Here is a 24,717-nt window from a genome sequence, read left to right as displayed (position 1 = left end):
GCGCGGGTTACCGGGCAACGCAGCAAGGCCAACTAGTATCGATGAGGTGTCTGGTGCCGAACGAACAAACAGGAGTCGCCGCAACCCGCGGCGTCGACCTGCCGTCGGCAACCCCGATAAACCTTTGATGCGAACCGTCCGTGAAACTTCTGCGGGCGGCTTGGTCGTCGATGGCTGGGGAGGACCCCCGGAACGCCTCTGCGCTGCACTGATCGGCCGTACCGACCGCCGTGGACGCCTACTCTGGTCGCTACCCAAGGGGCATATCGAGCAGGGTGAGACCGCCGAACAGACCGCGATGCGTGAGGTCGAAGAAGAAACCGGCATTCAGGGAACTGTCCTGGCACCGCTGGGCAGCATCGACTACTGGTTCGTGACCGAAGGTCGACGCGTCCACAAGACCGTGCACCACTATCTCCTCCGCTTTCTCGGCGGTGAACTCTCCGACGAGGACATCGAGGTCACCGAAGTCGCCTGGGTGCCGCTGACGGAACTGCACTCGCGGCTTGCATACGCCGACGAGCGCAAGCTGGCCGAACTCGCATCGCAGATGATCGCCGAAATGCCGCGAACGGAAATACGACAAGAACAGCACCCGAAGGAACCGGACGCCGGATGAGAATGGCTCTGCGGCGGGCCGGTGTGGCCGCTCTGGTGATGGCCGCTGTCGGTTTCGGGCCTGCAACGACTGCCGTCTCCTGGGCCGCTCCGTCCAGCCAGCCCAGTGAGCGCGCCCCGGCGCGAAACACCAACGATGCCAAATTTCTGCAGCTGACCATCGACTCCACCGCACCGACCACGGTGACGACCACCAGTGACCGCAACGTCGTGGTCAAAGGCACGGTGAAGAATGTCGGTGACCGTCCCGTCGAGGACGTCGGAGTGAGGCTGCAACGCGCTCCCGCAATCGACTCCAGTTCGGACGTGCGCGCAGCACTCGATTTCGATCAGGCTGTTTTCGACACGGTCGGCGAATTCGACACCGTTGCCACCACCCTCGACACCGGCCAGTCCAAACAGTTCACTCTTACCCTGCCGCTCCGAAGCACCACCGGTCTGTCTCTCGACATCACCGAACCCGGCGTGTACCCGATGCTCGTCAACGTGAACGGCACCCCCGAGTACGGCGGTGCCGCCCGGCTCGACGACGCACGCTTCCTGCTCCCCGTCCTCGGTGTGCCGGCCGCAGCCGAATCGAACGCCACATCCGGAACACCCAGTTCGTCGGCGACGGCCGTCGTTCCCCCCGACACGTCCGCCCCGATCGGCGTCACGCTCATGTGGCCGCTGGCCGACTCTCCCCGACTCGTCGGCGGAATCCCCGGCTCGGTCAACGAGCCCGTCCGCCTGATCGACGACGAACTTGCCACCGAACTTTCCGACGGCGGCCGCCTGGACGCGTTGGTCGACGCGGTGGAGAGCGCCACCAAGCCGGAGAGCGATACCGATCGCCGCGTCACCGACGCGCTCTGCCTGGCAATCGACCCGGATCTTCTGATCACCGTCGAGAACATGACTCGCGGATACCTCGTGGCCGACAACTCGTCCGATCCCACCGGGCCGTCGCACGAAGGCCGTGGCAGCGACGCCGCCAACCAATGGCTCGGCCGAGTGAAGACTCTCGCGTCCTCGATGTGCACGACGGCGGTTCCGTTCGCGCAGGCCGATCTCGCCGCGGTCACCTCGGTGGCCAATCCGGAACTGACGGCTACCGCGCTCGCACGGCCGGCAGACATCGTCGACAACATCCTCGGCGTGACTTCACTGCGAGATTTCGTCTGGCCCGATTCGGGTGTCCTCGACTCGGCCACCGCAGAGGTGCTGAGCGTGAATCCCACCACAGCGATGGTGGCTGACACCTCCGTCGACTCGGCGGCCCCGCAACTGTCGTCGCGGATAACCGGCTCACTCGACGCGCTTGCCTTCGACACCTCGGCAGCCGCAGCATTGGCCGCCACCGGCTCGGAACCGCAGGTCCCGTCGTACATCCCCGACGACACCGCGCCGACCATCGACATCGAATCGCGCAGCGCCCGGCGTCAGGACGCGTTGGGGGCGATGGCCTGGGCGGCGCTGACGCCGACGTCATTGCCGCGCAATCAGATTTTCGCGCCGCCGCAACTGTGGACCGCAGACAGCAACGACGCCACCGCGGTGCTCTCGATGCTCGCGACCCTCATCCGCTCCGGTCTCGCCTCACCTCAGGCCCTGCCCGCACTACTCGGCAGACAACCGGGCGCCACGGACGCCGCCACGCTCGACTACCCGGACCGAGCTACCCAGGACGGCCCGCAGACGTCCGTCGTCGAGACCGCAACCACCCAACTTCCGCGTATCGACGGGCTCGAAGCTTCGCTCGTGGACGATCCGGCGGTGTTGCTCACCCCCCGGGGATTCACGGCGCCGCTCCGCGAAGATCTACTCCGCTCGATGACTTTGGCCGATCGCCGCAACGTCGACTCCGCCTCGGTCAATCGGGCGGAGCGCGCCGCGACCATCCGCGCCGACAACGTCACCGAAGCCGTAGACGGGATGTACCGGGCCGTCAGTGTCGTGTCGCCGGGCGGCGTCTACACCCTCGCGTCGGGGCAGAGTCCGCTCTTGCTGGTGGCGCGCAACGAGCTGCCCATCGCCATCAACGTCGACCTGCGTGTGGAAGCCCCACCCGAGATGCAGATCAGTGACATCGGTCCCAAACAGCTGCCGCCGCGAGGTAGCCGACAGTTGACTGTGCCCGCGGAAATGAACGATTCTCGCAAGCTGGAAGTCAACTTCTCGCTGACCACGACAGATGGCCGCCAATTGGGTACGCCGACCAGCGTGACCGTACGGTCGAATGCGTACGGTCGTCCCCTGGCCGCCGTGACGGCGACAGCGGGAGGGTTGCTGCTGTTCCTGGCAGGGCGACGGCTGTGGCATCGATTCAAGGGTCAGCCGGACCCAGCAGATGAAGGGTACGAACGCTCATGACCGGGAATCCACCCGAGGAGGGTCGCCGCTCGGCGATCACCCGCAAGAGTGCCACGACCCGCTCGCATCCTCGGATGCCACCGTGGGAGCGCGGTTACCCGATTCAGCCGGTCAACCCGGACGCACGTTTCGACGACGCACCCACCATGACCATCCCGGTGATCCGCGACTACCCCAGGTACCGCGAAGCCGAGATGGAGTTCGCGGACCGGCAGACGACCAAGTCGGACGAGTTCGACACCGACGCCCATGTCCAGGTCGGGGAACGCAAGGAGACGAACTCTCGACTCCTCGCGGCAACGGGTTCCATCGCGATCGCGACGCTGACGAGTCGCATCACTGGATTCGCCAAGCAGTTGATGATTCTGATGGTCCTCGGTCCGGCCATCGCCAGCTCGTTCACCGTCGCCAGCCAGATCCCGAACATGATCGCGGAACTGGTTCTGGGCGCCGTGCTCACCGCCATCGTCGTCCCCGTGTTGGTTCGCGCCGAGCGGGAGGACGCCGATCACGGCGAAGCGTTCGTCCGACGCCTCTTCACGGCGTCGCTGGTTCTACTCGGCATGGCCGCGCTGCTCGCGACCCTGGCAGCACCCGTACTCACCAAATACGTCTTCCTGTCCGAAGACGGCAAGGTCAGCACCGACCTGACCACCGCGCTGTCGTATCTGCTTCTGCCGGCGATCCTGTTCTACGGGCTGTCGGCGCTGTTCACAGCGTTTCTGAACACCAGACAGATCTTCAAGCCCGGAGCCTGGGCTCCCGTACTCAACAATGTCGTCGTCCTCGTGGTGCTCGTGGTCTACCGCCTGACTCCGGGAGAGATCTCGCTTGATCCGGTCTCGATGGGCGATGCAAAGCTGCTCACCCTCGGCATCGGCATCACCATCGGCGTCATCGTGCAGGCAGCCAGCCTGATCCCCGCGCTTCGCCGCGAGAAGATCTCGCTCAAGCCGCTGTGGGGTCTCGACGATCGCCTGCGCCAGTTCGGCGGCATGGCCGTCGCCATCGTCTTGTACGTCCTGATCAGCCAGATGGGCATGATCTTCGCGACCAAGATCTCCTCCCACGCCGACGAAGCCGGCCCTGCCATCTACAGCCAGGCCTGGCTACTCCTGCAGCTCCCGTACGGCGTGCTCGGAGTGACGGTTCTGACGGCAATCATGCCGCGCCTGAGCCGCAACGCAGCTGCCGACGACACCCCGGCTGTCGTGGACGATCTGTCAGTCGCTACGCGTCTGACCATGATCACGCTGGTTCCGATCATCATGTTCCTGACCTTCATGGGTCCGCAGGTCGGAGAAGCGCTCTACGGTTACGGACGCTTCGGGCCCGAACAGGCCGAACGACTCGGCACCGCCGTGAGCTGGTCGGCATTCACGTTGATTCCGTACGCGCTGGTCCTGATCCAACTTCGAGTGTTCTACGCCCGCGAACAGGCCTGGACGCCGACGTGGATCGTTCTCGGCATCACTGCAGTGAAGATCGCTTTCTCGGCGCTGGCTCCGGTCTTCGCCTCCAACAGCGATCAGGTGGTGATCCTGCTCGGTGCGGCCAACGGTCTCGGCTACATCACCGGCGCCGTCATCGGCGGATACCTCCTGCACCGCAGCCTCGGAAACCTGCAGATGGCCAACGTGGGCAAGACGGTCTGGTCCGTCGTACTCGCCTCGCTGGCCGGTTCGCTGACCATGCTCGCGGTCGACCGAGTCCTCGGATTCGATCAACTCACCGAGCGTTTCGGCGGACCTGGCTCGATGGTTCGCGTCGCCGTCGGCGGCATCCTGATGCTCGCGATCACCTTCACGATTCTCTACTTCAAGAAGGTTCCGGAAGTTCTGTCGGTAACGGTTGCGGTCTCCCGCAAGATTCGTTCACTGACAGGTCGCGCCGAACCGGACACACGTAACAACACCGACGACGACGTCACCGAGCTGATTCCTGCAATCAGAACGGAATCAAACGAGCAAGAACGACCGGGTGCGCTCCCGTACCCTGGTCATGGGCGTACAGGATCGCAACCCGCGCGTATTCGGGGACGGGCTATCGATGGAGAAGGAGCGAGGGTGAGCGACGACAACGTTTCCGGCAACAAGAGTGCCGGGACTTCTGCCGTGAAAGCGTCCGAACAGAAGTCAACGGCATCGTCGGGCACACCTGCATCCACGAGTTCCTCCGCCTCTGCCGGCCAGAAACCACAGCAGGGTCAGAAGCCTGCACAGCGACCGCAGCAGGGCCAAAGCCCGCAGGGTCAGAAGCCGCAGCAGGGCCAAAGCCCGCAGGGTCAGAAGCCGCAGCAGCCGGTGCAGAAGGCCGCTCCGCCGGTGCCTCCGGTCAGTGTGTCGAAGACACCTTCAGCTCCCGTGTCGAAGACACCCGTGTCGAAGACACCTGCTCCGGACAAGAAGGCACCCGAACCTCAGAAGACGGCTGCCGCTCAGACACCGCCGCCAGCTGCGCCTCGCACACCTGCCGCCGGATCCGCATCACGACCGGCCCAGCGACCGATGCCCCGTGGACCCAAGCTCATCCCGGGCGCCTCAGTCGCCGGCGGACGCTACCGTCTGCTCGCGCCGCACGGCGGAACCCGCGGATTGCAGTTCTGGGAAGCTCTCGACGTCAAGCTCGACCGTGAAGTAGCCCTGACGTTCGTCGACGCCGATCAGCGCGGCGACGACGACAGCCAGTCCGGACCACAGGCGGTTCTCTCGCGCACGCTGCGCCTGGGACGGATCAACTCGCCCGGTCTGGCTCGCGTCCTCGACGTCGTCCGCGGAAGCTCGGGCGGCATCGTCGTCGCCGAATGGACTCCCGGTCGCTCGCTGCGGGAGATGGCCGAGACCACGCCGTCACCGATCGGTGCTGCCCGCGCCATTCGCGCCCTCGCGGCCGCTGCCGAAGCCGCTCACCGCACCGGCGGCGCGCTGTCCATCGATCACCCGGACCGCGTTCGCATCAGCATCAACGGTGACGCCGTACTGGCGTTCCCGGCGACGCTTGCCGACGCCGATTCCACCAGCGACGTTCGCGGTCTCGGCGCCATGCTGTACTCGCTCATCACGGCGCGCTGGCCGCTGGCCGAACCGTCCGCCGGTCCCGTCGGTGGTTTGCTTCCCGCCGGACGCGGCGCCGACGGCAACATCGTCGAGCCTCGAGTCGTCCGTCCGGAGGTTCCGTTCGACATCTCGGCCGTGGCAGTTCGAGCGTTGCAGTCGGAGAGCGGAATCCGCACTGCTGCCACCGTGCAGCACATCCTCGATCAGGCATCCGTCGTCAACGACAAGACAGAAATGATTCCGGCACTTCGTCTCGGCCACCGCGAACAGGGAGCGTCCGGTCATGCACTGAACGACCCCGAAGCCATCGAGGCCGAGAAGAAGAAGTCGACGCGGATGCTCGCGGCACTGACGGCGCTCGGTGTCTTCACCGTGATCGTCCTGATTCTCCTTGTGGTGTGGGTGGCGAGCTTCCTCTCGGGTGGTAGTAACGACACCCCTCTCAGCGAGCAGAGTTTCGGATTGACCACCGAAGCCACTGCGCCCGAGAACAATTCACCCGCGCCCGCACCGGCGGCGGCAACCGTGCCGGTAGCTGCCTCGGCCGTAACGGTGTTCTCACCCCAGGGCACGCCGGATCAACCGGCAACGGCCAAGAACGCCATCGACGGCAATCCGGCCACTGCGTGGTCGTCGGACTCGTACTTCCAGCCGTTCCCGTCACTGAAGAACGGTGTCGGCCTGATGGTGAGTCTTGCCGATGCAGCCAACCTGAAGAACGTTGCGATCACGTCTGATTCGCCGGGAACCGTCGTTGAAATCCGTTCTGCCCCTTCTGCGAATACTTCACTGGATCAGACCAAGGAAATCGGATCGGGTGTCCTGAAGAACGGTGTGACCGACATTCCAGTCACTTCGGATGGCTCGGGTCAGTATGTCCTGGTTTGGATTACGCAGCTCAGCACCGAATCCGGACAAAACCAGACATCCATCTCGGAGATTGCTTTCACTGCTGCAAAGTGATCGCCCTTGGCCCTTCCGAAACCTACCGACTGGGCTAATATCCGCCCGTGCACAGTTATCGGGGGGGCACCGGGGGCGGAGCCGGAAATTTCGAATCCAGAAGTCTCGAGAACAAAAATCTCGAGGCGACGGATTTCGAATTGTTGACCGCTCATGTCGCGGGCGATCGACACGCGTTCCGTGAACTACTGCTCCGGCATCAGGATCATCTGTGGCACGTTGCCCGGCGAACGAGCTACTCGGACGAGGACGCGGCAGACGCTCTCCAGGAGGGTCTGCTGTCCGCGCACCGCAAGGCGGCGAAGTTTCGCGGTGACGCGGCGGTGCGTAGCTGGCTCCACACCATCGTGGTCAATGCCTGCCTCGACCGGATCCGACGCAACAAATCGCGGGCCGCATTCTCTCTGTCTTCCGAGAATGCGGAGGAACCCCGCGATCACCGCGATTACGCGGCAGGAGTGGACATGAGCCTGACCGTCGAACAGGCACTGGCATCGCTGCCCCCTGAGCAGCGTGCTGCCGTCGTCGCCGTCGATGTCGAGGGGTATCCGGTGGCCGAGGCCGCCGAGAGGTTGGGAGTACCCGTAGGGACCGTGAAGAGTCGCTGCGCCCGCGCGCGTAAGCGCCTCGCCACCCAGTTGGAAGACTTTCGCGAAGGCGGGAACCATTCGTGAACCGGACGCGTCCTATCTTGTAAGCGTCCACACCGACTGCCGAGGGAGGGTTCATGACAGATCCGTCTGTTCGTGTTCCGTCGCCTCCGTATTCGGAAGACCTACTAGCGGATCTTCACGCCGGGGTTCTCGATCCCGAAACCAGTGCAGCCCTGTGGCCGCTGGTGCACGCAGACCCCGACGCCCATGCATTTGTCACTACTCTCGACAGCGTCACAGCATCACTCGCGACACTGAACTCGCGCGAGGCCACTCACGAACGGATTCCGAATTCGCTTGCCGAGCGAATCAATTCGGCACTGGATAAACAGTCCAGCCAGGTCGAGCCGCCAGCAGAGACAACCGTCGTGCCGTTCCGGCGACGCCCACAAGCTTGGGTGCTCGGTGCCGCAGCAGCCGTGTTGGTGGCCTTCGTGATCGTTGTGGTCGGAACCCCAGATTCCGAGCCTGCCGAAAGCGTTGTCGCTCAACCAAGCACACCGGCGACGTCTGCTGTCGACGATCCGGATTCGGCGTCCCTTCTCTCACTCATCGGCTCGGAAAACCTTGGACCACTGGAAGATCCGTCCAAGCTTGCCGACTGCCTCAGCGCCAATGGCATCGACGAGGGCAAGCCTGTCCTCGGCTCCGGTGAGGTTCGCATCGACGGTGCACCTGCGATAGTCATCCTCTTCGCGGGATCGCAGCCGCGTCAGATCACCGCACTGACTGTTGGCATCAACTGCAGCGACGGGAATCCGAATACGTTGTCGGTCAAGAACATCGGTTGACGGTGTCAGCGCGGCGTTGCCGCGGGAAGCAGGAGCTCGAGGATTCTCCCGCGCAATGCATCCGTATCGTCCTCGACCGCTATCAGACTCGAAAACATCGCTGCTCCGGCCGCCAACACAAGCACAGCCTTGGCATCGAGCAGTGCCGATTCGGGATCTTCGGCATTCTGAAGGAACAGTTGCGTGCTCGGCCCACTGAAACCGCGCCACAATTCGTTGCGTAAGTCGTCATGGTCGCGCAGCGCAGCCAGCAGCCCCGGCGACGCGGCGCGAACCTCGGGCCGCGAGAACAGCTGAGCACTTCCCTCCACCACCCAACGGATCCAGCCGTCGCGATCGGTGCCCTCGAACGGTGTCAGGTCTGGTGTCGCGCCCAGAATGGACCCGAGAACAAGATGCGCCTTCGACGGCCATCGCCGTGACATCGAAGCTCGGCTGACCCCTGCCCGTGCCGCGATCGCCCGGAGACTGAGTTGCTCCCATCCGACCTCGAGGAGCATCGCTCGGGTGACCTCGAGGACTGTGTCATCGATGCGTGGGTCTCGTGGGCGACCTGATCCTGTGGCGTTCATCGTGTCGAATTGTCGGACAGATTGGGAGTAGGCGCTATATCGTCGTAGTTACGAGTCCACTGGCATCGTAAAGATCAGGCCGCCGCAGGAAGTTGAAAATGACCACAGCGCCCACACCGTCGATATTCGAACCCGCACGTCTCGGCCCTCTGACCTTGCGCAACCGCATCGTCAAGGCTGCGACGTTCGAGGGCGTCATGCCCAGGGGAGCGGTCTCGGACGATCTGATCAACTTTCACGCCGAAGTGGCTCGGGGCGGGGCCGCGATGACCACTGTCGCCTACTGCGCCGTCTCACCAGGTGGACGCGTCCACCGCGACACCGTTGTCATGGACGAGCGCGCGCTGCCGGGACTGCGCAGGCTGACCGACGCCGTCCACGCCGAAGGCGCACTTGCCGCGGCGCAGATCGGCCACGCGGGACTGGTCGCCAACACTCTTTCCAACAAGACGAAGACTCTGGCGCCGTCGACCCGGCTGAGTCCGCCCGCGATGGGCCTCGTCAAAGGCGCGACACTTGCCGAACTCGACGGTGTCGTCTCCGACTTCGAACGGACCGCCCGCGTCGCAGTGGACGCAGGATTCGACGCCATCGAAGTCCATCTCGGTCACAACTATCTACTCAGTTCTTTCATGAGCCCCAATCTGAACAAGCGCCACGATCGATACGGTGGCAGCGTCGCCAAGCGCGCCGAGTATCCGCGTCGAGTCATCGAAGCGGTGCGACGGGCCGCTGGATCCAGCGTGGCGGTCACCGCGAAATTCAACATGTCCGACGGGGTGCCGAAAGGTCTGTGGCTCGACCAGAGTCTGCCGATCGCACAGATCCTCGAAGGCGACGGCCACCTGGACGCGATGCAATTGACCGGTGGCAGTTCACTTCTCAACGGAATGTACTTCTTCCGTGGCGAGGTCCCACTGGCTGAATTCGTCGCCTCCCAACCGAAACTCGTCGGGTACGGGTTGAAGTTCTACGGTCCCAAACTCTTTCCGACGTACCCGTTCGAGGAGGGCTTCTTCCTGCCCTTCGCCCGTCAGTTCCGGCAGGCACTGAGGATGCCGCTGATCCTGCTCGGCGGCATCAACCGCGTCGACACCGTCAACCACGCACTGGATGAAGGATTCGAATTCGTCGCCATGGCGCGTGCGCTCCTCAGGGACCCGCAACTGGTCAACAAATTCCAGGCCGAGAGCGCCGACGAGGGACTGTGCATCCACTGCAACAAGTGCATGCCCACCATCTACACCGGCACGCGCTGTGTGGTTCGGGACGCGCTGGTGGTTCGGGAGGCCCTGCGCCCCGCCCAGTGAGCCCCGCGCTGTGAGCTGCCGGCTGTGAGCCACTTTCCAGCCGAGTGCGGGAACAACACCCCTTATCCTGGTGTTGATCGGTACGGCTCTCCAAGAAGCGGAGGGTCTGCACTCACTATTGGAAGGCTCGCATGACCACCCAGCTGGAAAACACGCCCGCGGTCCATGACGTCATCATTGTCGGTTCCGGACCGGCCGGCTACACCGCTGGTGTCTACACCGCGCGCGCTGAGCTCCAGCCCCTGCTCTTCGAGGGAACCCAGTTCGGTGGCGCCCTGATGACCACCACCGAGGTCGAGAACTTCCCCGGATTCCGCGAAGGAATCATGGGCCCCGACCTGATGGAACAGATGCGTGAGCAGGCACTTCGCTTCGACACCGACATCCGCACCGAGGACGTCGAGGAGATCGATCTCAGCGGCCCGATCAAGACTGTTGTCGCGAACGGCGAAACATACGCCGCGCACGCGATCATCCTCGCCATGGGTGCGGCTGCCCGTTACCTCGGCATTCCCGGTGAAGAACGCCTCCTCGGCCGCGGCGTCAGCGCCTGCGCCACCTGCGACGGCTTCTTCTTCCGTGACCAGGACATCGTCGTGGTCGGCGGCGGCGACTCCGCGATGGAAGAAGCAACCTTCCTCACCCGCTTCGCTCGCTCGGTCACCCTGGTGCACCGCCGCGAGGAGTTCCGCGCCTCACGGATCATGCTCGAGCGCGCCAAGTCCAACGAGAAGATCCGCTTCCTGACCAACGCAGAGCCCGTCGAGGTGCTTGGTGAGAACAGCGTCACCGGCCTCGTCGTGCGCGACACCGTCACCGGCGAGACCTCCACACTCGAGATCACCGGCATGTTCGTCGCCATCGGCCACGACCCGCGCAGTGAGCTCGTCAAGGGCCAGGTAGACCTCGACGACGCCGGATACGTCCGCGTCGCCCCCGGTTCCACCGCGACCTCCGTCGACGGCGTCTTCGCTGCCGGTGACCTGGTCGATCACACGTACCGTCAGGCGATCACCGCTGCCGGCACCGGATGCTCCGCAGCTATCGACGCCGAACGCTGGCTGGCCGACCGCGGCGACATCACCGCCAACACGCTCGACGCAGCCGGCCACACGGTCGACGTCGTCGGCGCTCCCTGATTCACCAAGCTGTCGTACCCAACCCTCGAGGAGTAACAGTGTCGAATACCGTCACCATCACCGACGATTCCTTCAAGCAGGACGTCCTGGGCAGCGACAAGCCCGTTCTGGTCGATTTCTGGGCAACCTGGTGCGGCCCGTGCAAGATGGTCGCCCCGGTCCTCGAGGAGATCGCCGGCGAGAACAGCGAGAAGCTGACCGTCGCGAAGCTCGACATCGATGCCAACCCGGCGGCCGCGCGCGATTTCCAGGTCATGTCGATCCCGACGATGATCCTGTTCAAGGACGGCAAGCCGATCAAGACGATCGTCGGCGCCAAGGGCAAGGCCGCGCTGCTCAAGGACCTCGCAGACGTTCTCTGACGGGCGAGTGAGCATAGTGGATTCTCGCAATCCACAGAATTTCTGAGATAATCGATCGATGTGCCTGATCGGGTCTACGACCAGGCACATCGATCGAATTCGTTAACCGATCCGAGAGGCTTTCACGCATGCACAGACTCCGACACGGCGATCACGGCCCGGCCGTCGCCGAGATTCGGGGCACATTGACGAAGCTGGGATACCTCCATCACGGAACTTCCGGCATTCGACGTGAAAGCGCCGACGGTGCCCACTGGGTTGCACCCGACGCCATCTTCGATCATCAACTCGACAGTGCCGTTCGTGCCTTCCAGCAGCAGCGTGGGCTCCTTGTCGACGGCATTGTGGGTCCGGCAACCTATCGGTCACTTCGTGAGGCCTCGTACCGCCTGGGTGCCCGCACGTTGATTTACCAGTTGTCAGCGCCGCTCTACGGCGACGACGTCGCAGCTCTGCAGGCCAAACTGCAGGACCTCGGCTTCTACGCAGGCCGGGTCGACGGTTTCTTCGGCCCGCAGACCCACGAATCTCTCTCGTCTTTCCAGCGTGAAATCGGGATCGCGGCCGACGGTATCTGCGGACCGCAGACACTGCGCTCACTGGAACTTCTGGGAACTCGCGTCACCGGTGGTTCCCCACATGCGATCAGCGAAGAGGAATTGGTCAGGCGCAAGGGCCCCCAGCTGGGCGGCAAGCGCATCGTCATCGACCCCGGCCTCGGTGGGCCGTCCACCGGCACCATCGTCAACGGCATCTCCGAAGCCGACATCCTCTGGGATCTGGCCATGCGCCTCGAGGGGAGGATGGCTGCAACCGGGATGGAAACCTTCCTCTCCCGACCGCACAACGCCGATCCGACCGAGGCCGAACGTGCACTGACGTCCAACGCATTCGACGCCGATCTGATGATCTCGCTGCGCTGCGACAGCAACTCGAGCCCATCGGCGAACGGCGTCGCGAGCTTCCACTTCGGCAATTCGCACGGTTCGGTCTCGATGATCGGGCAGGTGTTGACCGGTTTCGTTCAGCGCGAGATTGTTGCGCGAACCCCGTTGCGGGACTGCAGAACTCACGGTCGGACGTGGGAGTTGTTGCGCCTCACCAACATGCCGACGGTGCAGATCGATCTCGGCTACCTGTCAAACGCGTCCGACGTTGCGGTACTGACGAATCCGCGGATGCGTGACACCATCGCCGAAGCCATCTTGATCTCGGTCAAGCGGCTGTATCTGCTGGGTCAAGACGATCAGCCGACCGGCACCTTCACCTTCGCCGAGCTTCTCGCAGAAGAACTTTCGGTAGCCGACCGCATTTCGTAGGTCTTGCGGTCGGCACCTGTTCACACTCTGGCGAGTTCGCTGATCTCCACCATCTCGAGAGCTGCGGCCTTCAGTAGACGGTCGAGGGCTTCTTCGACGTCGACTTTCCATTCGTGGTCTCGATTGAGCTCGAGGCGAAGGCGCGGGTAACGATGGTGCGGTGCCACAACCTCGAAACCGTAATCCTCGAGGAACTCGGCACTGATCATGCATTCTGCGGGTGAACATTCCAGAGCTGCCGTTGCACTGGCCACGTCGGAAGCAGGTCCCAGGTCGTCGCTACGGATACCGAATGCCTCGAGCGCACGAACTCCGCGTCGAACCAGATCTGTCACGACAGCGGCCAGCAGGCTTGGTCCTAGCTCTTCCTCAATGCCCGAGGGCTCGAGGCGAAGGCTTGTGAGAAGCACTGCGTCCGAGCTGACCGGGCTGGTGGGAAACAGTTGCGCGCGTGGGATCATGCGGGGAGGGGCGTACAGCGCGCTGCCGAGCGGCTTTCCGTCGCGGACGGCGACCTGTCCGCACGAACCCCACTCGAGCATGACCATCGACAGCCAGGCTTCCTTCTCGAATTCCTGATCGCAGAATCCTCGGGCGTCGTGAAGCGCGCCCGGGTCCATCTCCCAGAACACGCATCGACGCGCATGGGCGGAAAGCTGATCGAGGCTGTCGAGCGTGAGAGAGGTGATGACGTGAGTCGACACTGACTAACTCACTCTCCGTAGGTCCCCTAAGCGGTTTCGATGCTCGCCCGCCGCTTTTTTCTTCTCCAGGATAGGCCAGCTGTACCGAGTCGGCAGTGGCGCGAGAGTTGATCGCTCTAATGTATTGCTGTTCAACATCTTTCGTCCCGGTTCAAGATTTCGAGAAGCTCGGACCACCTAAATTCGTCACAGTGACGAAAATAGGTGGTGTGCCCGGTCATCGTCATTACGTCACCAAACGGGCGTCCGAGTTCACTACGTCGATTTCTGCGCTTCCATCATTCCGACGATGCGTTGTAGGTCGTCGACCGAGCCGAATTCGACCACAATCTTTCCCTTCCGCTTGCCCAGACTGACAGTCACCCGGGTGTCGAACGAGTCCGACAAACGTTCGGCCACATCCTGCAGACCCGGCATCACGATGGGCTTCCGCTTCTGCGGGGGAGCGATCTCATTGTCCGCCCGGTTGGCAAGAGTGACGGCTTCCTCCGTCGCCCGAACCGACATTCCTTCCGCGACGATGCGCGCCGCCATGACTTCCTGCGCGTCGGCACCCGCCTCGAGGGACAGTAGCGCGCGAGCATGGCCGGCCGAAAGTACGCCGGCCGCCACACGGCGCTGAACCGCCACCGGCAGCTTCAGCAGACGAATCATGTTGGTCACGACGGGACGCGAACGTCCGATCCGATTGGCCAATTCTTCGTGCGTTACTTCGAACTCCTCGAGCAGCTGCTGATACGCCGCTGCCTCCTCGAGGGGGTTCAACTGCACTCGATGGATGTTCTCGAGGAGCGCGTCGCGCAACATCGAGTCGTCATCGGTTTCACGAATGATCGCCGGAATCTTCTCCAGCCCGGCTTCCTGGCTCGCACGCCAGCGACGCTCACCCATGACAAGTTGGTACTTGTCACCGTGACGACGGACCACGATCGGCTGCATCAAGCCGAACTCGCGGATCGAGTGAACCAACTCCGCGAGTGCTTCCTCGTCGAAAACGCTGCGAGGCTGCTTCGGGTTCGTCTCGATCAGGCTCGGTTCGATCTCGAGATAGACCGCGCCGGTCGGCTCGAGTTCGGTCTCCGGCTCCGCTTCGACGGCGGCCTTGGCAGCCGTCGCCTTGGTGGCTTTCGGCGTTTTCGGGGCGGCCTTCGTCGGTGGGGGAGGGGAGGGGTTGCGCTTGTCGACGCCGATTACGACGTCCGCTGCAGCCGATCCCAGACCCGGCGCCGTTGCCGGCCCAGTGGGAATGAGAGCAGCCAAGCCGCGGCCCAATCCACCTTTGCGTGCTTGACTCATCTCACTGCTCCTGGGTCGTCGTGGTGGCAGAGCGGGCGGCAAGTTCGCGTCCGGCGTCGAGGTAACTCATGGCGCCACGTGAACCTGGGTCGTAATCGAGAACTGTCATTCCGTATCCAGGAGCCTCGGAAACCTTCACGCTGCGCGGAATCACTGCGCGCAGGACGGCCTCACCGAAGTGTTTCCGTACTTCTTCGGCGACCTGATCGGCCAGCTTGGTGCGCCCGTCGTACATCGTCAGTAGGACGGTGGAGACATGCAGATCCGGGTTCAGATGAGCCTGGACGAGTTCGATGTTGCGGAGCAGCTGACCGACCCCCTCGAGGGCGTAGTACTCGCACTGGATCGGGATCAGAACTTCCTTGGCAGCGACCATCGCGTTGACGGTCAGCAGTCCCAGCGAGGGTGGGCAGTCGATGAGGACGAAGTCGACGTCGAGCTCTGCGAGCACCTTGTCGTTGAGCGCGCCTTTGAGTCGATTCTCGCGGGCAACCATAGAGACCAATTCGATCTCGGCGCCTGCCAGATCGATCGTCGCGGGAATGCAGAGAAGCCGCTCACTGTGCGGGCTGGTCTGGATCGCCTCTGGGGCCTTCACTTCGCCTATGAGCAACTCGTAGCTCGACGGGGTGCCCGAGGTATGGACGACGCCCAGCGCCGTGCTGGCGTTGCCCTGAGGGTCCAAATCGACTACCAGGACCGTGAGTCCTTGAAGAGCGAGCGCCGACGCAAGGTTCACTGTGGTCGTCGTCTTGCCGACGCCACCCTTCTGGTTCGCGATGGTGATCACGCGACGGAATGCCGGTTTCGGCAGTGTCACCGAATGTGGATGAAGCACCTGGCTCGCTCGATGCGCGGCCGCCCCGATGGGAGTCTCCTCCGAAGAGATCGCCGCGTAGGGGGCGGTGAAATTGTCGTCGTCGTTGACAATCTGATCCGCACCCGCGCTCGTGTGCTGCTTCGGTGTTTCACGTGAAACGGCGGATTCAGATCGACCCGACATTGACTGCTCCTTCGATTGGGAATCGATCACTAGGTGCTCTCATCATCTGTACATTGCTCTCGATTGCATGCGTGTAAATCATCAACGCTGGCGACGCTTCGGGAGACGTTCGGCCTTCACCACTACGGTGGGGGTGCGGAGAATCTTGGCTCCACATTCGAGTATTTCCAACTTACCTGCGCCCAATTTGGTGAGCGCCGTTCGGTCCCGCTCGATCTCCTCGGCGGCGCTCGAGCCCTTGAGTGCCAGCATCCGACCGTGCTCGTGGATGAGCGGAAGGGACCAACGTGCGAGCTTCTCCAGAGGCGCCACGGCCCGCGAGGTGACCACGTCCGCACCGCCTGCTTCCTTCACGACACCCGATTCCTCGGCTCGCCCGCGGACAACCAGTACGTCCAATCCGTTCGACTCGATGAACTCCGCGAGGTACACCGAACGTCGAAGCAATGGTTCGACGAGAGTCACCTTCAGGTCCGGGCGGGCGATCGCGAGAGGGATGCCAGGTAGGCCGGCACCGCTTCCTACGTCCACAACCGACTCACCTTCGGCGATCAGTTCACCGATCACTGCGCAATTGAGAAGGTGGCGCTCCCACAGTCGAGGAACCTCACGGGGACCAATGAGCCCGCGCTCGACACCATCCGTCGCAAGGGATTGGTAGTACCGTTCCGCGATCTCGTATCTGTCACCGAACACTGCGCGCGCAGTCTCTTGTTCGTCCCAGTCAACCGACGCCGCACCATTCTGTTCCACGTGAAACATCCTCCCGCGTAAACCGCGAAATCAACAATCAAGACCGAAATCATTATCCGCTCTGAAGCCGACATGTGTTCGCTTCTGCACACCGACTCGCTGTGAGTCTGCCGACTCGTTCATTCTTTGGGAAGTATTCAGACCAAAATTCAAGCGGGGGAGGGGAGGGGTTCACGTTCCACGTGAAACATCGCGCTGAGAAATCTTGCAATCTGACGAGTTTCACGTGAAACATACTCGGGCGATCGAAGGCAGATAGGAGCGCGATTCTTTGTATCATCACAGTGACGAAACTGCCATGGGTAGTTACATGGATGGAATTCTGACCCAAAATGGGCAATTTTCAACGAAAAAGTGGTTGCAGAAAATCGCGGGCGTCGGGCTGCCGAGCCGACTCGGTCAGTCTGACGCAGTCCATCTTTTGACGCGGATGTTCTTCGGTACCAAGTCTCGGACAGTTCCGATATCTCATCGCCGGTTGCAGCGAGCCATTCATCCGTCGGCTTGACTCGCCCGCTGCGGGGGACCGGAGACTTGGCATCACAAACCGCGAATCAATCCACAGAGCTCCGCAACACATATTGCGCATCGGAGAGTTCACCCTTGCCTCTGGAGTGACAGTGAAAGCACCCGCAACGACGGCCTCGCCCTCGACACCGTCGTAGAGCATCGAGCAACCCGCACTACATAAATTCCTTCATCGAAGCACCGAGCATATGTCGCTGACGAACGCCCGCGACGAGACGCCGACGCAGCGCAAGGGTCCGCATCGATCGACTCACTTGAACTCAGCTACACCGTGCACCGTCGTTCCACGCCGGTTCGACACTGGGTTGAAATCCAACACGAGATCCGCCAGTTGGCATCTCCGAAACCATCGTCGAATCCGGCACACCCGAAGCCATTGCACTCGTGATCGCCATCCAATAGGTATCCATTGCTAACCGGAGGATGGAGATCGAGGGCTCGGGGCAACAACCATCGATCCGGTTTCACGTGAAACGAAGGGCCGACTATTCCGGCTGGGGGAGGGGAGGGGCTCACGTGTAGTACGGCATGTTGTCGATCGAAAATCCGAACATGCACAGTGCGCAGCCGACAGCCAGGAAGGCAATGGTGAAGCTGAGCATGACTGCCCTCCCGGATCCCCATGCCAGTGCAAGTGGAATGAATACGACGGCGACTACTCCCAGCGGCAACAACCACCAGAGCCGATACTCCACACCACCCGGCGGGCAAGAGTCGAATTTCCATTCTCTGCTGCAGTTCGAAGACCACGGGCAAGTAGCTCGGGCACACACGAGCATCCAATGGTTGCACTTCCGCGACCGGGTGAACGGATCTGGAGACCTCCATTTCGTACGACACCGGTGAAGCAGGGTATGTGGGCCGAGTTGGAACCTGGCCGCCCGAATCTCCTGGTACTCGGCGATCTCCGCGTCACCGCTAAACCGTCGGACAAGCTGGACAGAAAGGCCCGCGCCGGCGCGACCGGCGACGGCAGAACCTTCGGTTGACGCCCGACTCAGCCCGCCGGGGCCTCGAACACCATCCTGACCTCGGTCACCTGGTAGTTCGCCCGCTTGAACGCCGCGGCCATGGGCGTGTTGGGCACGTCCGTGGTCGCGGTGATGCAATTGGCGCCATCGGCTGCGTGAACGCGGGTGATCTCGCAGAGGATGTCGTCCACGTAGCGGCACCCGCGCAGCTCGGGCACTACTCCGAGGTATCCGACGTTGCGGTGGTAGGGCGTCGCGGACGGGATCGCGAAACCGACCAGCGTCCCGTCCACGGTCTCCGCCAGCCGCCACCACGACCGTTCGCCGGGGCACGACCGGTAGAACTCGAGATCGTCCCGGGCCTGGCTGACGATGTCCGTGGCCGCGATACCTCGTTGCGTGGCGATGTCCAGGCTGCCGATAGCGACCCGCTGGAACACCGCGAGGAACTCCTCATCGGAGGCTGGACGGAAAATCAGACGTTCGGAGGGGGCGGGCACACCAGCCGCAGGCGTCCACTCGAAACGCAGCCGCTCGATGATCTCGGTCAGTCCGGCCGCCTGGGCCGCCTCCCGACGCCAGGACACGGCGTCTGCGACGGCGGAATCCGCGTCCTGCCCGGCGGTCGGCATGACCAGTACATACTCAGGCTTCGCATGGAACTCGCTGTGCGCCCGCGACATGAGTTCGGCGGCAAGCGCGGCACGATCCGGCACGTCAGCCAGCACGTGTAGGAAATCAAGGGCGAGCGGGTGCTCGCTGTCCTCACGCCCCCACCACAAAGCACGCGCGACGATCCTGGAGCCGTCAACGGCAAACCAGCTCCATTCCGGACGAAGCCGTCCGGCCGCCACCTCTTCCCGGAGCGAGTCGGGGTCGATGAACCCGACCGGATCGTTCACCGCGAACACCACGGGCTCTTCCAGCTCGGCCCGTGTCGCGGGTCGAATCAGCACCATTGCTTCCCTTCATGACGCTTCATTGACGACTGGTTCCGAAATAGAGGTGGGACATGTCGACAACGATAGGCACCCGACCTTCACCGTGCCGAGGGCTTCGGTTTCACGTGAAACACCTCTCGGACACAAAAAGCGGGCCCCGGAATATCCGGGGCCCGCATTCGATCAAGGGGAGTGTCAGTCCTTGAGGACAACCACTCGGCGAGACGGCTCAGCGCCTTCGCTCTCGCTGGAAACACCGGCGACCTTGGCGACGGCGTCGTGCACGATCTTGCGTTCGAACGGCGTCATCGGAGCAAGCTCTTCGCGCTCACCGGTCTCGAGAACACGCTGTGCAGCTTCCGCACCGAGAGCACTGAGTGCCTCGCGGCGGCCCGCACGCCAGCCGGCGATGTCGAGCATCAAGCGGCTACGTTCTCCGGTCGACTGCTGAACGGCCAGACGAGTCAGCTCCTGAAGAGCATCCAGAACCTCACCTTTGCGTCCCACGAGCTTGGTCAGGTCGTCGCCGCCGTCGATGCTCACGATCGCCCGATCGCCCTCGACGTCAAGGTCGATGTCTCCGTCGAAATCGAGAACGTCGAGCAACTGCTCGAGGTAGTCGCCGGCGATCTCGCCCTCTTCGATCAAATCGTCATCGGAATCGTCGATGTCTACATCCACATCGGTAACCGGCGCAGTGGTCTCGGTGCTCACGTCTGCGTTCTCTCCATCCACAACGATGTCAGCTTCACTGGACATTGGTCGTTCTCTTTCCTGGATCAGCGCCGTTTATTGCGCTTGGGGGAGTTGCCGCGGTTGCTCTGTGGCCGGTTCTGTTTCGGTTTCGACGTGGAACCACCACTGGAACCCGAGGGCTTCGGCTGTGGCTTCTTGAGCGAAACTTCCGGGGCATCGCCGTCGTCGTCGGCTGAATCCGCGGTCTTCAGCGCAGCCGGGGATCCCTTCTTCTTACTGGGATCGGGACGGGCACCAGGCTTGGGCGCATTGTCGTTGCGACGGGTGATCGCTTCCTGCTTCTTGGCTTCTTCTTCGGCGTCGATCTTGCGGAAGACGAGGTGCTGCTGACCGTAGGTCCAGATGTTGTTCGACACCCAGTACAGGAGGATCGCGATCGGAAGGAACGGTCCACCGACCAGAACGCCGAGCGGGAAGACGTACAGCGCGAGCTTGTTCATGATCGCGGACTGCGGGTTCGCGGCAGCTGCTTCGCTCTGACGTGCAACCGAAGCGCGGGAGTTGAAGTGCGTCGCGATGCTGGCGATGATCATCAGCGGAGCTGCCACGAGAATGATGTTCAGGCGTGACGGAAGCTCGGGAACATTCTCGGTGACGTAAGCCTGGAGCTGCGCAACCGGCGTCGTGATTGCCGCCGAGATGGGTGCGCCGAACAGACGGGCATCCAGGAACGACTGGACGTCAGTGGCCGAGAAGACGTAGTTCGGGGTGTTGAGGTTGTCCTCGGCGCTCATGCCCAGCTGGCCCATGCCGGTGCCGGTGCGGTTGAACGAGCGCAGGACGTGGAACAGACCGATGAACACCGGTGCCTGAGCCAGGACCGGGAGACAGCCCATGATCGGGTTGAATCCGTGCTCCTTCTGGAGCTTCTGCATCTCGACGGCCTGGCGCTGACGGTCGCCCGAATACTTCTTCTGCAATGCCTTGATCTGCGGCTGCAGTTCCTGCATCTGGCGGGTCGTGCGGACCTGCTTCACGAACGGCTTGTACAGAACCGCACGCAAGGTGAACACCAGGAACACCACGGAAAGCGCCCAGGCTATTCCGTTGTCCGGGCCGAGAATGAACCCGAAGACCTTGTGCCAGACCCACAGAATCGCGGATACCGGATAGTAGATGAAATTGAGCACGGCTCTAAGTACTCCTCTGTTCGTCCGTCGGACTGTGACACGCTGCGCGTGCTTCCGGACAGCTATGGCGGCTACCCGCATCACGGTCACGACGGGCAGGGACAGGGTCCCACCCTCCAGAATGCCAGGGGGCACACTTCGCCAACCGCACCACAGTCAAGAAAAGGCCTTTGATCGCCCCGTGAGTGCGCAGCGCTTCGACTGCGTATTCACTGCAGGTGGGGGTGAACCGGCAGGTCGGCATCCTCAAGGGCGACACATACGTCCGGTACAACTCGATACAGAAGATGAGAACAGTGGCGGGAGCGCGACGCACAGCCTTCAACACCGTGATGACACGGGAGGCTCTGGGAGTCTCGATCTGCTCAGAGAGCGGAGTACTCATGGCTCTTCACTTACCGACACCAATAGGTTCATTTTGGTCAGGCCCCCACGCAACTGCTTGGCCAGTTCAGCTGAACTGGCGGTAGCTGCGCCCGGAAGTGCGCGGATCACCACGTCCGTCTCCGGTGAAACCTGTCCGACGAAATCTGCACAGATATGACGAAGCCGGCGTGCGACTCGATGTCGAATCACCGCCGGCCCGACAGCCTTGCTCACGATCAGCCCGAAACGGGGACCGTGATTTGTTACTACCAGCGCCTCTACTTGCTCGCGATCGAACGCGTGCACGACAAGGTCGCGTCTTCCCATACGACGCCCACGTCGCACCGCCACGGAGAAATCCGCGTGGCGACGCAACCGGAACGGCTCAGGCAACACCCCGAGCTCCTGAACTCGAAATCAGATCAGGCGGTGAGGGAATCGCGGCCCTTACGGCGACGCGCCGAAACGATTGCACGACCCGCACGGGTACGCATACGAAGACGGAAGCCGTGAACACGCGCGCGGCGGCGATTATTCGGCTGGAACGTCCGCTTGCCCTTGGCCACGGTCAACACTCCTCGAAGTTCATTGACGCCTCCCGGCGTCATTCAGTGATCGACGCCTTACGGCGTCTTTGGATCCAACAGGTACAGAACAATCAACTTCACTCGTTGTGGCTTGGAAGACCGATCCGACCTGACACATGTAGCCAGCACGAAGCGATCACCACCAGCGGGTGACCGTTCGAGGTTACTTACCACCGTTGCCAAGGTCAAACCAGCCCGATTCGGAGCCCTTCCGCGGCAACTGCGGCGACACGCCGACACTTCCATTATTCCGCAGATTCCATTCTCGGTGTGCATACGGCCGTGACCTCGAGCGAGGCAGCAAGTGTGACCTTGGCAACAGTTCCGCTACGGACCGCAGGTGGCCTGCAGGCAACCCGGACAGTTCCACCTGCGCGTGCTCTCGACAAGGCCTCATCAGCACATACGGGGATGAGCGCCGGACGCGATCCCGAATCCCGAGTTTCCACATTCATCCACAGGGCTGTGAGTGTTGACGCATCCCCGACACCAAGTGGCGAACGCCTCGAGTTCCAGCAAAGTTGCAGGTAGATCAATTTCTCGATCACTTTGACGAATTTGGTTGACGAAAAAACCGACTCAGTGCAGGTTTGTCCACATCTGTGGATAATTGTGTGGAAACACAGCCCAGGTGGCATATTCGTAGCCTGTTACGGGGTTCTCACCCCGGGTGGTAATCCACCGAATCATTCGACGCCGCAGCCATACGCTCGGCAGCTGCAGCACACCCACTGTCGGCGAAACACGGGAAGGAACCACGTGAACGACGATCCCAACGCGCTCGCACGGGTCTGGGTCGACGTGGTTGCAGAACTCACGAGTGATGACCCCGGAAGTAATCTTCCGGCTTTGAGCAGCAAGCAGAAGGCATTCGTCCGTCTGGTGAGGCCTCTCACACTTGCTCAGGGTTTTGCACTCCTCTCGGTTCCATCGCCATTTGCTCAAGAGACGATCGAGCGCGATCTCCGCGAGCCGATCCTGCAGGCACTCGGACGCCACCTCGGCGGCCAGGTCGAGGGACTCGGTGTCCGCATCGCACTCGAAGACGATGCCGACGCACCCGCCGAACCGGTCGAGGAGCGCACGGGCAGCCGTCAGTTCGAGTCGGTCAACTCATCGGGCGCATACCGTCGGCGCAGATTCACCGAAGGCGACGGCGAACCTTCGGACTCCGAGACTGCCGAGACCGAAGAAGTCGACGACGACCGCGAAGCACTCGCGAGCGTTCACGAATCGTGGCCGTCGTACTTCACGAAGCCGCCCGCTACTCCTTCTGCTTCGGGGTCCGGCGCGAACAGTCTCAACGCGAAGTACACCTTCGACACTTTCGTGATCGGATCGTCCAACCGATTCGCTCATGCCGCTGCGGTCGCGATCGCGGAGGCCCCGGCGCGTGCGTACAACCCGTTGTTCATCTGGGGAGCTTCGGGACTGGGCAAGACCCACCTTCTTCACGCCGCCGGCCACTACGCGCAGCGACTGTTCCCCGGCATGCGGGTCAAGTACGTCTCGACCGAAGAGTTCACCAACGACTTCATCAACAGTCTTCGTGACGACCGCAAGGTCGCGTTCAAGCGTCGATACCGGGAAACGGACGTCCTGTTGGTCGACGACATCCAGTTCATCGAGGGCAAGGAAGGTATCCAGGAGGAGTTCTTCCATACCTTCAACACCTTGCACAACGCGAACAAGCAGATCGTCGTCTCCTCGGACCGTCCGCCAAAGCAGTTGGCAACCCTCGAGGAGCGTCTGCGGACGCGCTTCGAGTGGGGCCTGATCACCGACGTTCAGCCGCCTGAGCTCGAGACGCGCATCGCGATTCTGAGCAAGAAGGCGAGGATGGATCGCCTCGAGGTCCCGCACGACGTCCTCGAGCTGATCGCCAGCCGTATCGAGCGCAACATTCGTGAGCTCGAGGGCGCGTTGATCCGCGTGACGGCTTTTGCCTCGCTCAACCGTCAGCCGTTGGATCTGACGTTGGCCGAGGTGGTCCTGCGAGATCTGATGCCCGATTCGTCGAGCCTCGAGATCAACGCGGCGACGATCATGGCGGTGACGGCCGAATACTTCAACATGTCGATCGACGACCTGTGTGGGCCGGGTAAGGCCAGGCCGCTCGCTCAGGCCCGCCAGATCTCGATGTATCTGTGCCGTGAGCTCACCGATTTGTCATTGCCGAAGATCGGTCAGACGTTCGGCCGTGACCACACGACGGTCATGTACGCCGACAAGAAGATCCGTAAGGAAATGACGGAACGCCGCAAGGTGTACGACCAGGTTCAGGAGTTGACCGCAAGGATCAAGCAGCGCTCCAAGCGTTGACCTGTACTTATTTCGATCGATGCCGCTCGAGGCAAAGGTTTCCCTCGAGCGGCATCGGTGTATTCGAAGGGTTCCACATGCGGTCCCTCGAGGGCGGTTGTCCACCTCGAGGGACGACACGCCGGAGTCGGACACGCCGATGAGAACAAACTCTTCGTTTCTTGTGAAAAGTATTCACATCTGTGGATAACTGTGTTGATAACTCTCAAAGTCTGTGGAGTTCTC

23 protein-coding genes are annotated in these 24,717 nt (G+C 62.4%); 11 read left to right on the top strand and 12 right to left on the bottom strand.

Translation table 11 applies throughout. The annotated features are described in order from the left end of the window. Positions 1-46: 46 nt before the first annotated feature. Genes ABWI03_RS27730 through ABWI03_RS27710 form a run of 5 tightly spaced genes read left to right on the top strand, consistent with a single transcriptional unit; the run spans position 47 to position 8,433 of the window. Positions 47-619 carry an NUDIX hydrolase gene (locus tag ABWI03_RS27730; protein ID WP_166810406.1) on the top strand — a complete coding sequence of 191 codons (573 nt, stop codon included), beginning with the start codon at positions 47-49 and terminating at the stop codon, positions 617-619. Beyond that, positions 616-2,970, top strand: coding sequence for a DUF6049 family protein (locus tag ABWI03_RS27725; RefSeq protein ID WP_095973480.1), 2,355 nt, complete (start codon positions 616-618; stop codon positions 2,968-2,970). The genes ABWI03_RS27730 and ABWI03_RS27725 overlap by 4 nt, the downstream gene beginning before the upstream one ends. Next, positions 2,967-6,989, top strand: coding sequence for a lipid II flippase MurJ (locus tag ABWI03_RS27720; RefSeq protein WP_298774800.1), 4,023 nt, complete (start codon positions 2,967-2,969; stop codon positions 6,987-6,989). The genes ABWI03_RS27725 and ABWI03_RS27720 overlap by 4 nt, the downstream gene beginning before the upstream one ends. A 47-nt stretch (positions 6,990-7,036) precedes the next feature. Then, on the top strand, positions 7,037-7,663 hold the full coding sequence (gene sigM / locus ABWI03_RS27715) for an RNA polymerase sigma factor SigM (protein ID WP_166810403.1): 627 nt from the start codon (positions 7,037-7,039) through the stop codon (positions 7,661-7,663). Between the two features lie 53 nt (positions 7,664-7,716). Next, complete coding sequence (locus ABWI03_RS27710) at positions 7,717-8,433, top strand: RsmA family anti-sigma factor (RefSeq protein WP_298774797.1); 717 nt, start codon at positions 7,717-7,719, stop codon at positions 8,431-8,433. A 5-nt stretch (positions 8,434-8,438) separates the two neighbouring features. On the opposite strand, the gene ABWI03_RS27705 is transcribed toward ABWI03_RS27710, so the two are convergent. Next, positions 8,439-9,005, bottom strand: a complete 567-nt coding sequence (locus ABWI03_RS27705; protein ID WP_020909857.1) for a helix-turn-helix domain-containing protein — start codon at positions 9,003-9,005, stop codon at positions 8,439-8,441. Between the two features lie 98 nt (positions 9,006-9,103). On the opposite strand from ABWI03_RS27705, the gene nox reads away from it, so the two are divergent. The 4 genes from nox to ABWI03_RS27685 all read left to right on the top strand — a co-directional run bounded on the left by nox (position 9,104) and on the right by ABWI03_RS27685 (position 13,135). Next, a complete protein-coding gene (nox, locus tag ABWI03_RS27700) occupies positions 9,104-10,315 on the top strand; it encodes a 4,4'-dithiodibutanoate disulfide reductase (RefSeq protein WP_296553883.1) in 1,212 nt (403 codons plus the stop codon). Positions 10,316-10,446: 131 nt separating this feature from the next. After that, positions 10,447-11,454 carry a thioredoxin-disulfide reductase gene (gene trxB, locus ABWI03_RS27695; protein WP_298774795.1) on the top strand — a complete coding sequence of 336 codons (1,008 nt, stop codon included), beginning with the start codon at positions 10,447-10,449 and terminating at the stop codon, positions 11,452-11,454. Positions 11,455-11,492: 38 nt separating this feature from the next. Continuing rightward, positions 11,493-11,816 (top strand): thioredoxin, encoded by a 324-nt coding sequence (gene trxA / locus ABWI03_RS27690; protein ID WP_003942530.1) that lies wholly within the window; start codon positions 11,493-11,495, stop codon positions 11,814-11,816. Positions 11,817-11,944: 128 nt separating this feature from the next. Beyond that, positions 11,945-13,135, top strand: coding sequence for an N-acetylmuramoyl-L-alanine amidase (locus ABWI03_RS27685; RefSeq protein ID WP_124566988.1), 1,191 nt, complete (start codon positions 11,945-11,947; stop codon positions 13,133-13,135). A gap of 20 nt (positions 13,136-13,155) precedes the next feature. Here ABWI03_RS27685 and ABWI03_RS27680 read toward each other — a convergent pair whose 3' ends face one another. The 5 genes from ABWI03_RS27680 to ABWI03_RS27660 all read right to left on the bottom strand — a co-directional run bounded on the left by ABWI03_RS27680 (position 13,156) and on the right by ABWI03_RS27660 (position 18,114). After that, a complete protein-coding gene (locus tag ABWI03_RS27680) occupies positions 13,156-13,839 on the bottom strand; it encodes a hypothetical protein (RefSeq protein WP_007729135.1) in 684 nt (227 codons plus the stop codon). A 255-nt stretch (positions 13,840-14,094) separates the two neighbouring features. Further along, positions 14,095-15,135 (bottom strand): ParB/RepB/Spo0J family partition protein, encoded by a 1,041-nt coding sequence (locus ABWI03_RS27675; protein WP_124566987.1) that lies wholly within the window; start codon positions 15,133-15,135, stop codon positions 14,095-14,097. A 1-nt stretch (position 15,136) separates the two neighbouring features. Beyond that, positions 15,137-16,138: a ParA family protein gene (locus ABWI03_RS27670; protein WP_003942510.1), complete on the bottom strand. Its 1,002-nt coding sequence runs from the start codon at positions 16,136-16,138 to the stop codon at positions 15,137-15,139. A gap of 81 nt (positions 16,139-16,219) precedes the next feature. After that, positions 16,220-16,900 (bottom strand): 16S rRNA (guanine(527)-N(7))-methyltransferase RsmG, encoded by a 681-nt coding sequence (rsmG, locus tag ABWI03_RS27665; RefSeq protein WP_019746204.1) that lies wholly within the window; start codon positions 16,898-16,900, stop codon positions 16,220-16,222. A gap of 1,031 nt (positions 16,901-17,931) precedes the next feature. Continuing rightward, the gene (locus tag ABWI03_RS27660) at positions 17,932-18,114 is read right to left on the bottom strand and encodes a hypothetical protein (RefSeq protein WP_298774787.1); all 183 of its coding nucleotides are present in this window, start codon (positions 18,112-18,114) and stop codon (positions 17,932-17,934) included. Positions 18,115-18,261: 147 nt separating this feature from the next. Here ABWI03_RS27660 and ABWI03_RS27655 point away from each other — a divergent pair, with 147 nt between their 5' ends. Further along, positions 18,262-18,408 carry a hypothetical protein gene (locus ABWI03_RS27655; protein WP_298774785.1) on the top strand — a complete coding sequence of 49 codons (147 nt, stop codon included), beginning with the start codon at positions 18,262-18,264 and terminating at the stop codon, positions 18,406-18,408. Positions 18,409-18,416: 8 nt separating this feature from the next. On the opposite strand, the gene ABWI03_RS27650 is transcribed toward ABWI03_RS27655, so the two are convergent. From ABWI03_RS27650 to rpmH, 6 genes are all read right to left on the bottom strand, one after another. Then, on the bottom strand, positions 18,417-19,349 hold the full coding sequence (locus ABWI03_RS27650) for a GNAT family N-acetyltransferase (protein ID WP_298774783.1): 933 nt from the start codon (positions 19,347-19,349) through the stop codon (positions 18,417-18,419). 177 nt (positions 19,350-19,526) lie between these two features. Continuing rightward, a complete protein-coding gene (locus ABWI03_RS27645) occupies positions 19,527-20,090 on the bottom strand; it encodes a Jag family protein (RefSeq protein ID WP_003942504.1) in 564 nt (187 codons plus the stop codon). Positions 20,091-20,110: 20 nt separating this feature from the next. Beyond that, the gene (gene yidC / locus ABWI03_RS27640; RefSeq protein WP_003942570.1) at positions 20,111-21,217 is read right to left on the bottom strand and encodes a membrane protein insertase YidC; all 1,107 of its coding nucleotides are present in this window, start codon (positions 21,215-21,217) and stop codon (positions 20,111-20,113) included. 4 nt (positions 21,218-21,221) lie between these two features. Beyond that, positions 21,222-21,602 carry a membrane protein insertion efficiency factor YidD gene (gene yidD, locus ABWI03_RS27635; RefSeq protein WP_007729147.1) on the bottom strand — a complete coding sequence of 127 codons (381 nt, stop codon included), beginning with the start codon at positions 21,600-21,602 and terminating at the stop codon, positions 21,222-21,224. Next, positions 21,599-21,979 (bottom strand): ribonuclease P protein component, encoded by a 381-nt coding sequence (gene rnpA / locus ABWI03_RS27630; protein WP_003942450.1) that lies wholly within the window; start codon positions 21,977-21,979, stop codon positions 21,599-21,601. Before rnpA ends, yidD begins: the two co-directional genes overlap by 4 nt. A 26-nt stretch (positions 21,980-22,005) precedes the next feature. After that, entirely contained in the window at positions 22,006-22,149 is a 144-nt protein-coding gene (rpmH, locus tag ABWI03_RS27625; RefSeq protein WP_003942540.1) for a 50S ribosomal protein L34, read from the bottom strand. A gap of 780 nt (positions 22,150-22,929) precedes the next feature. Here rpmH and dnaA point away from each other — a divergent pair. After that, positions 22,930-24,492 (top strand): chromosomal replication initiator protein DnaA, encoded by a 1,563-nt coding sequence (gene dnaA, locus ABWI03_RS27620; protein ID WP_003942491.1) that lies wholly within the window; start codon positions 22,930-22,932, stop codon positions 24,490-24,492. Positions 24,493-24,717: the final 225 nt, after the last annotated feature.

The organism is Rhodococcus baikonurensis (genome assembly GCF_040489275.1).
Taxonomy (GTDB): Bacteria; Actinomycetota; Actinomycetes; order Mycobacteriales; family Mycobacteriaceae; genus Rhodococcus_F; species Rhodococcus_F baikonurensis.
This window is presented reverse-complemented; position numbering and strand designations above follow the sequence as displayed.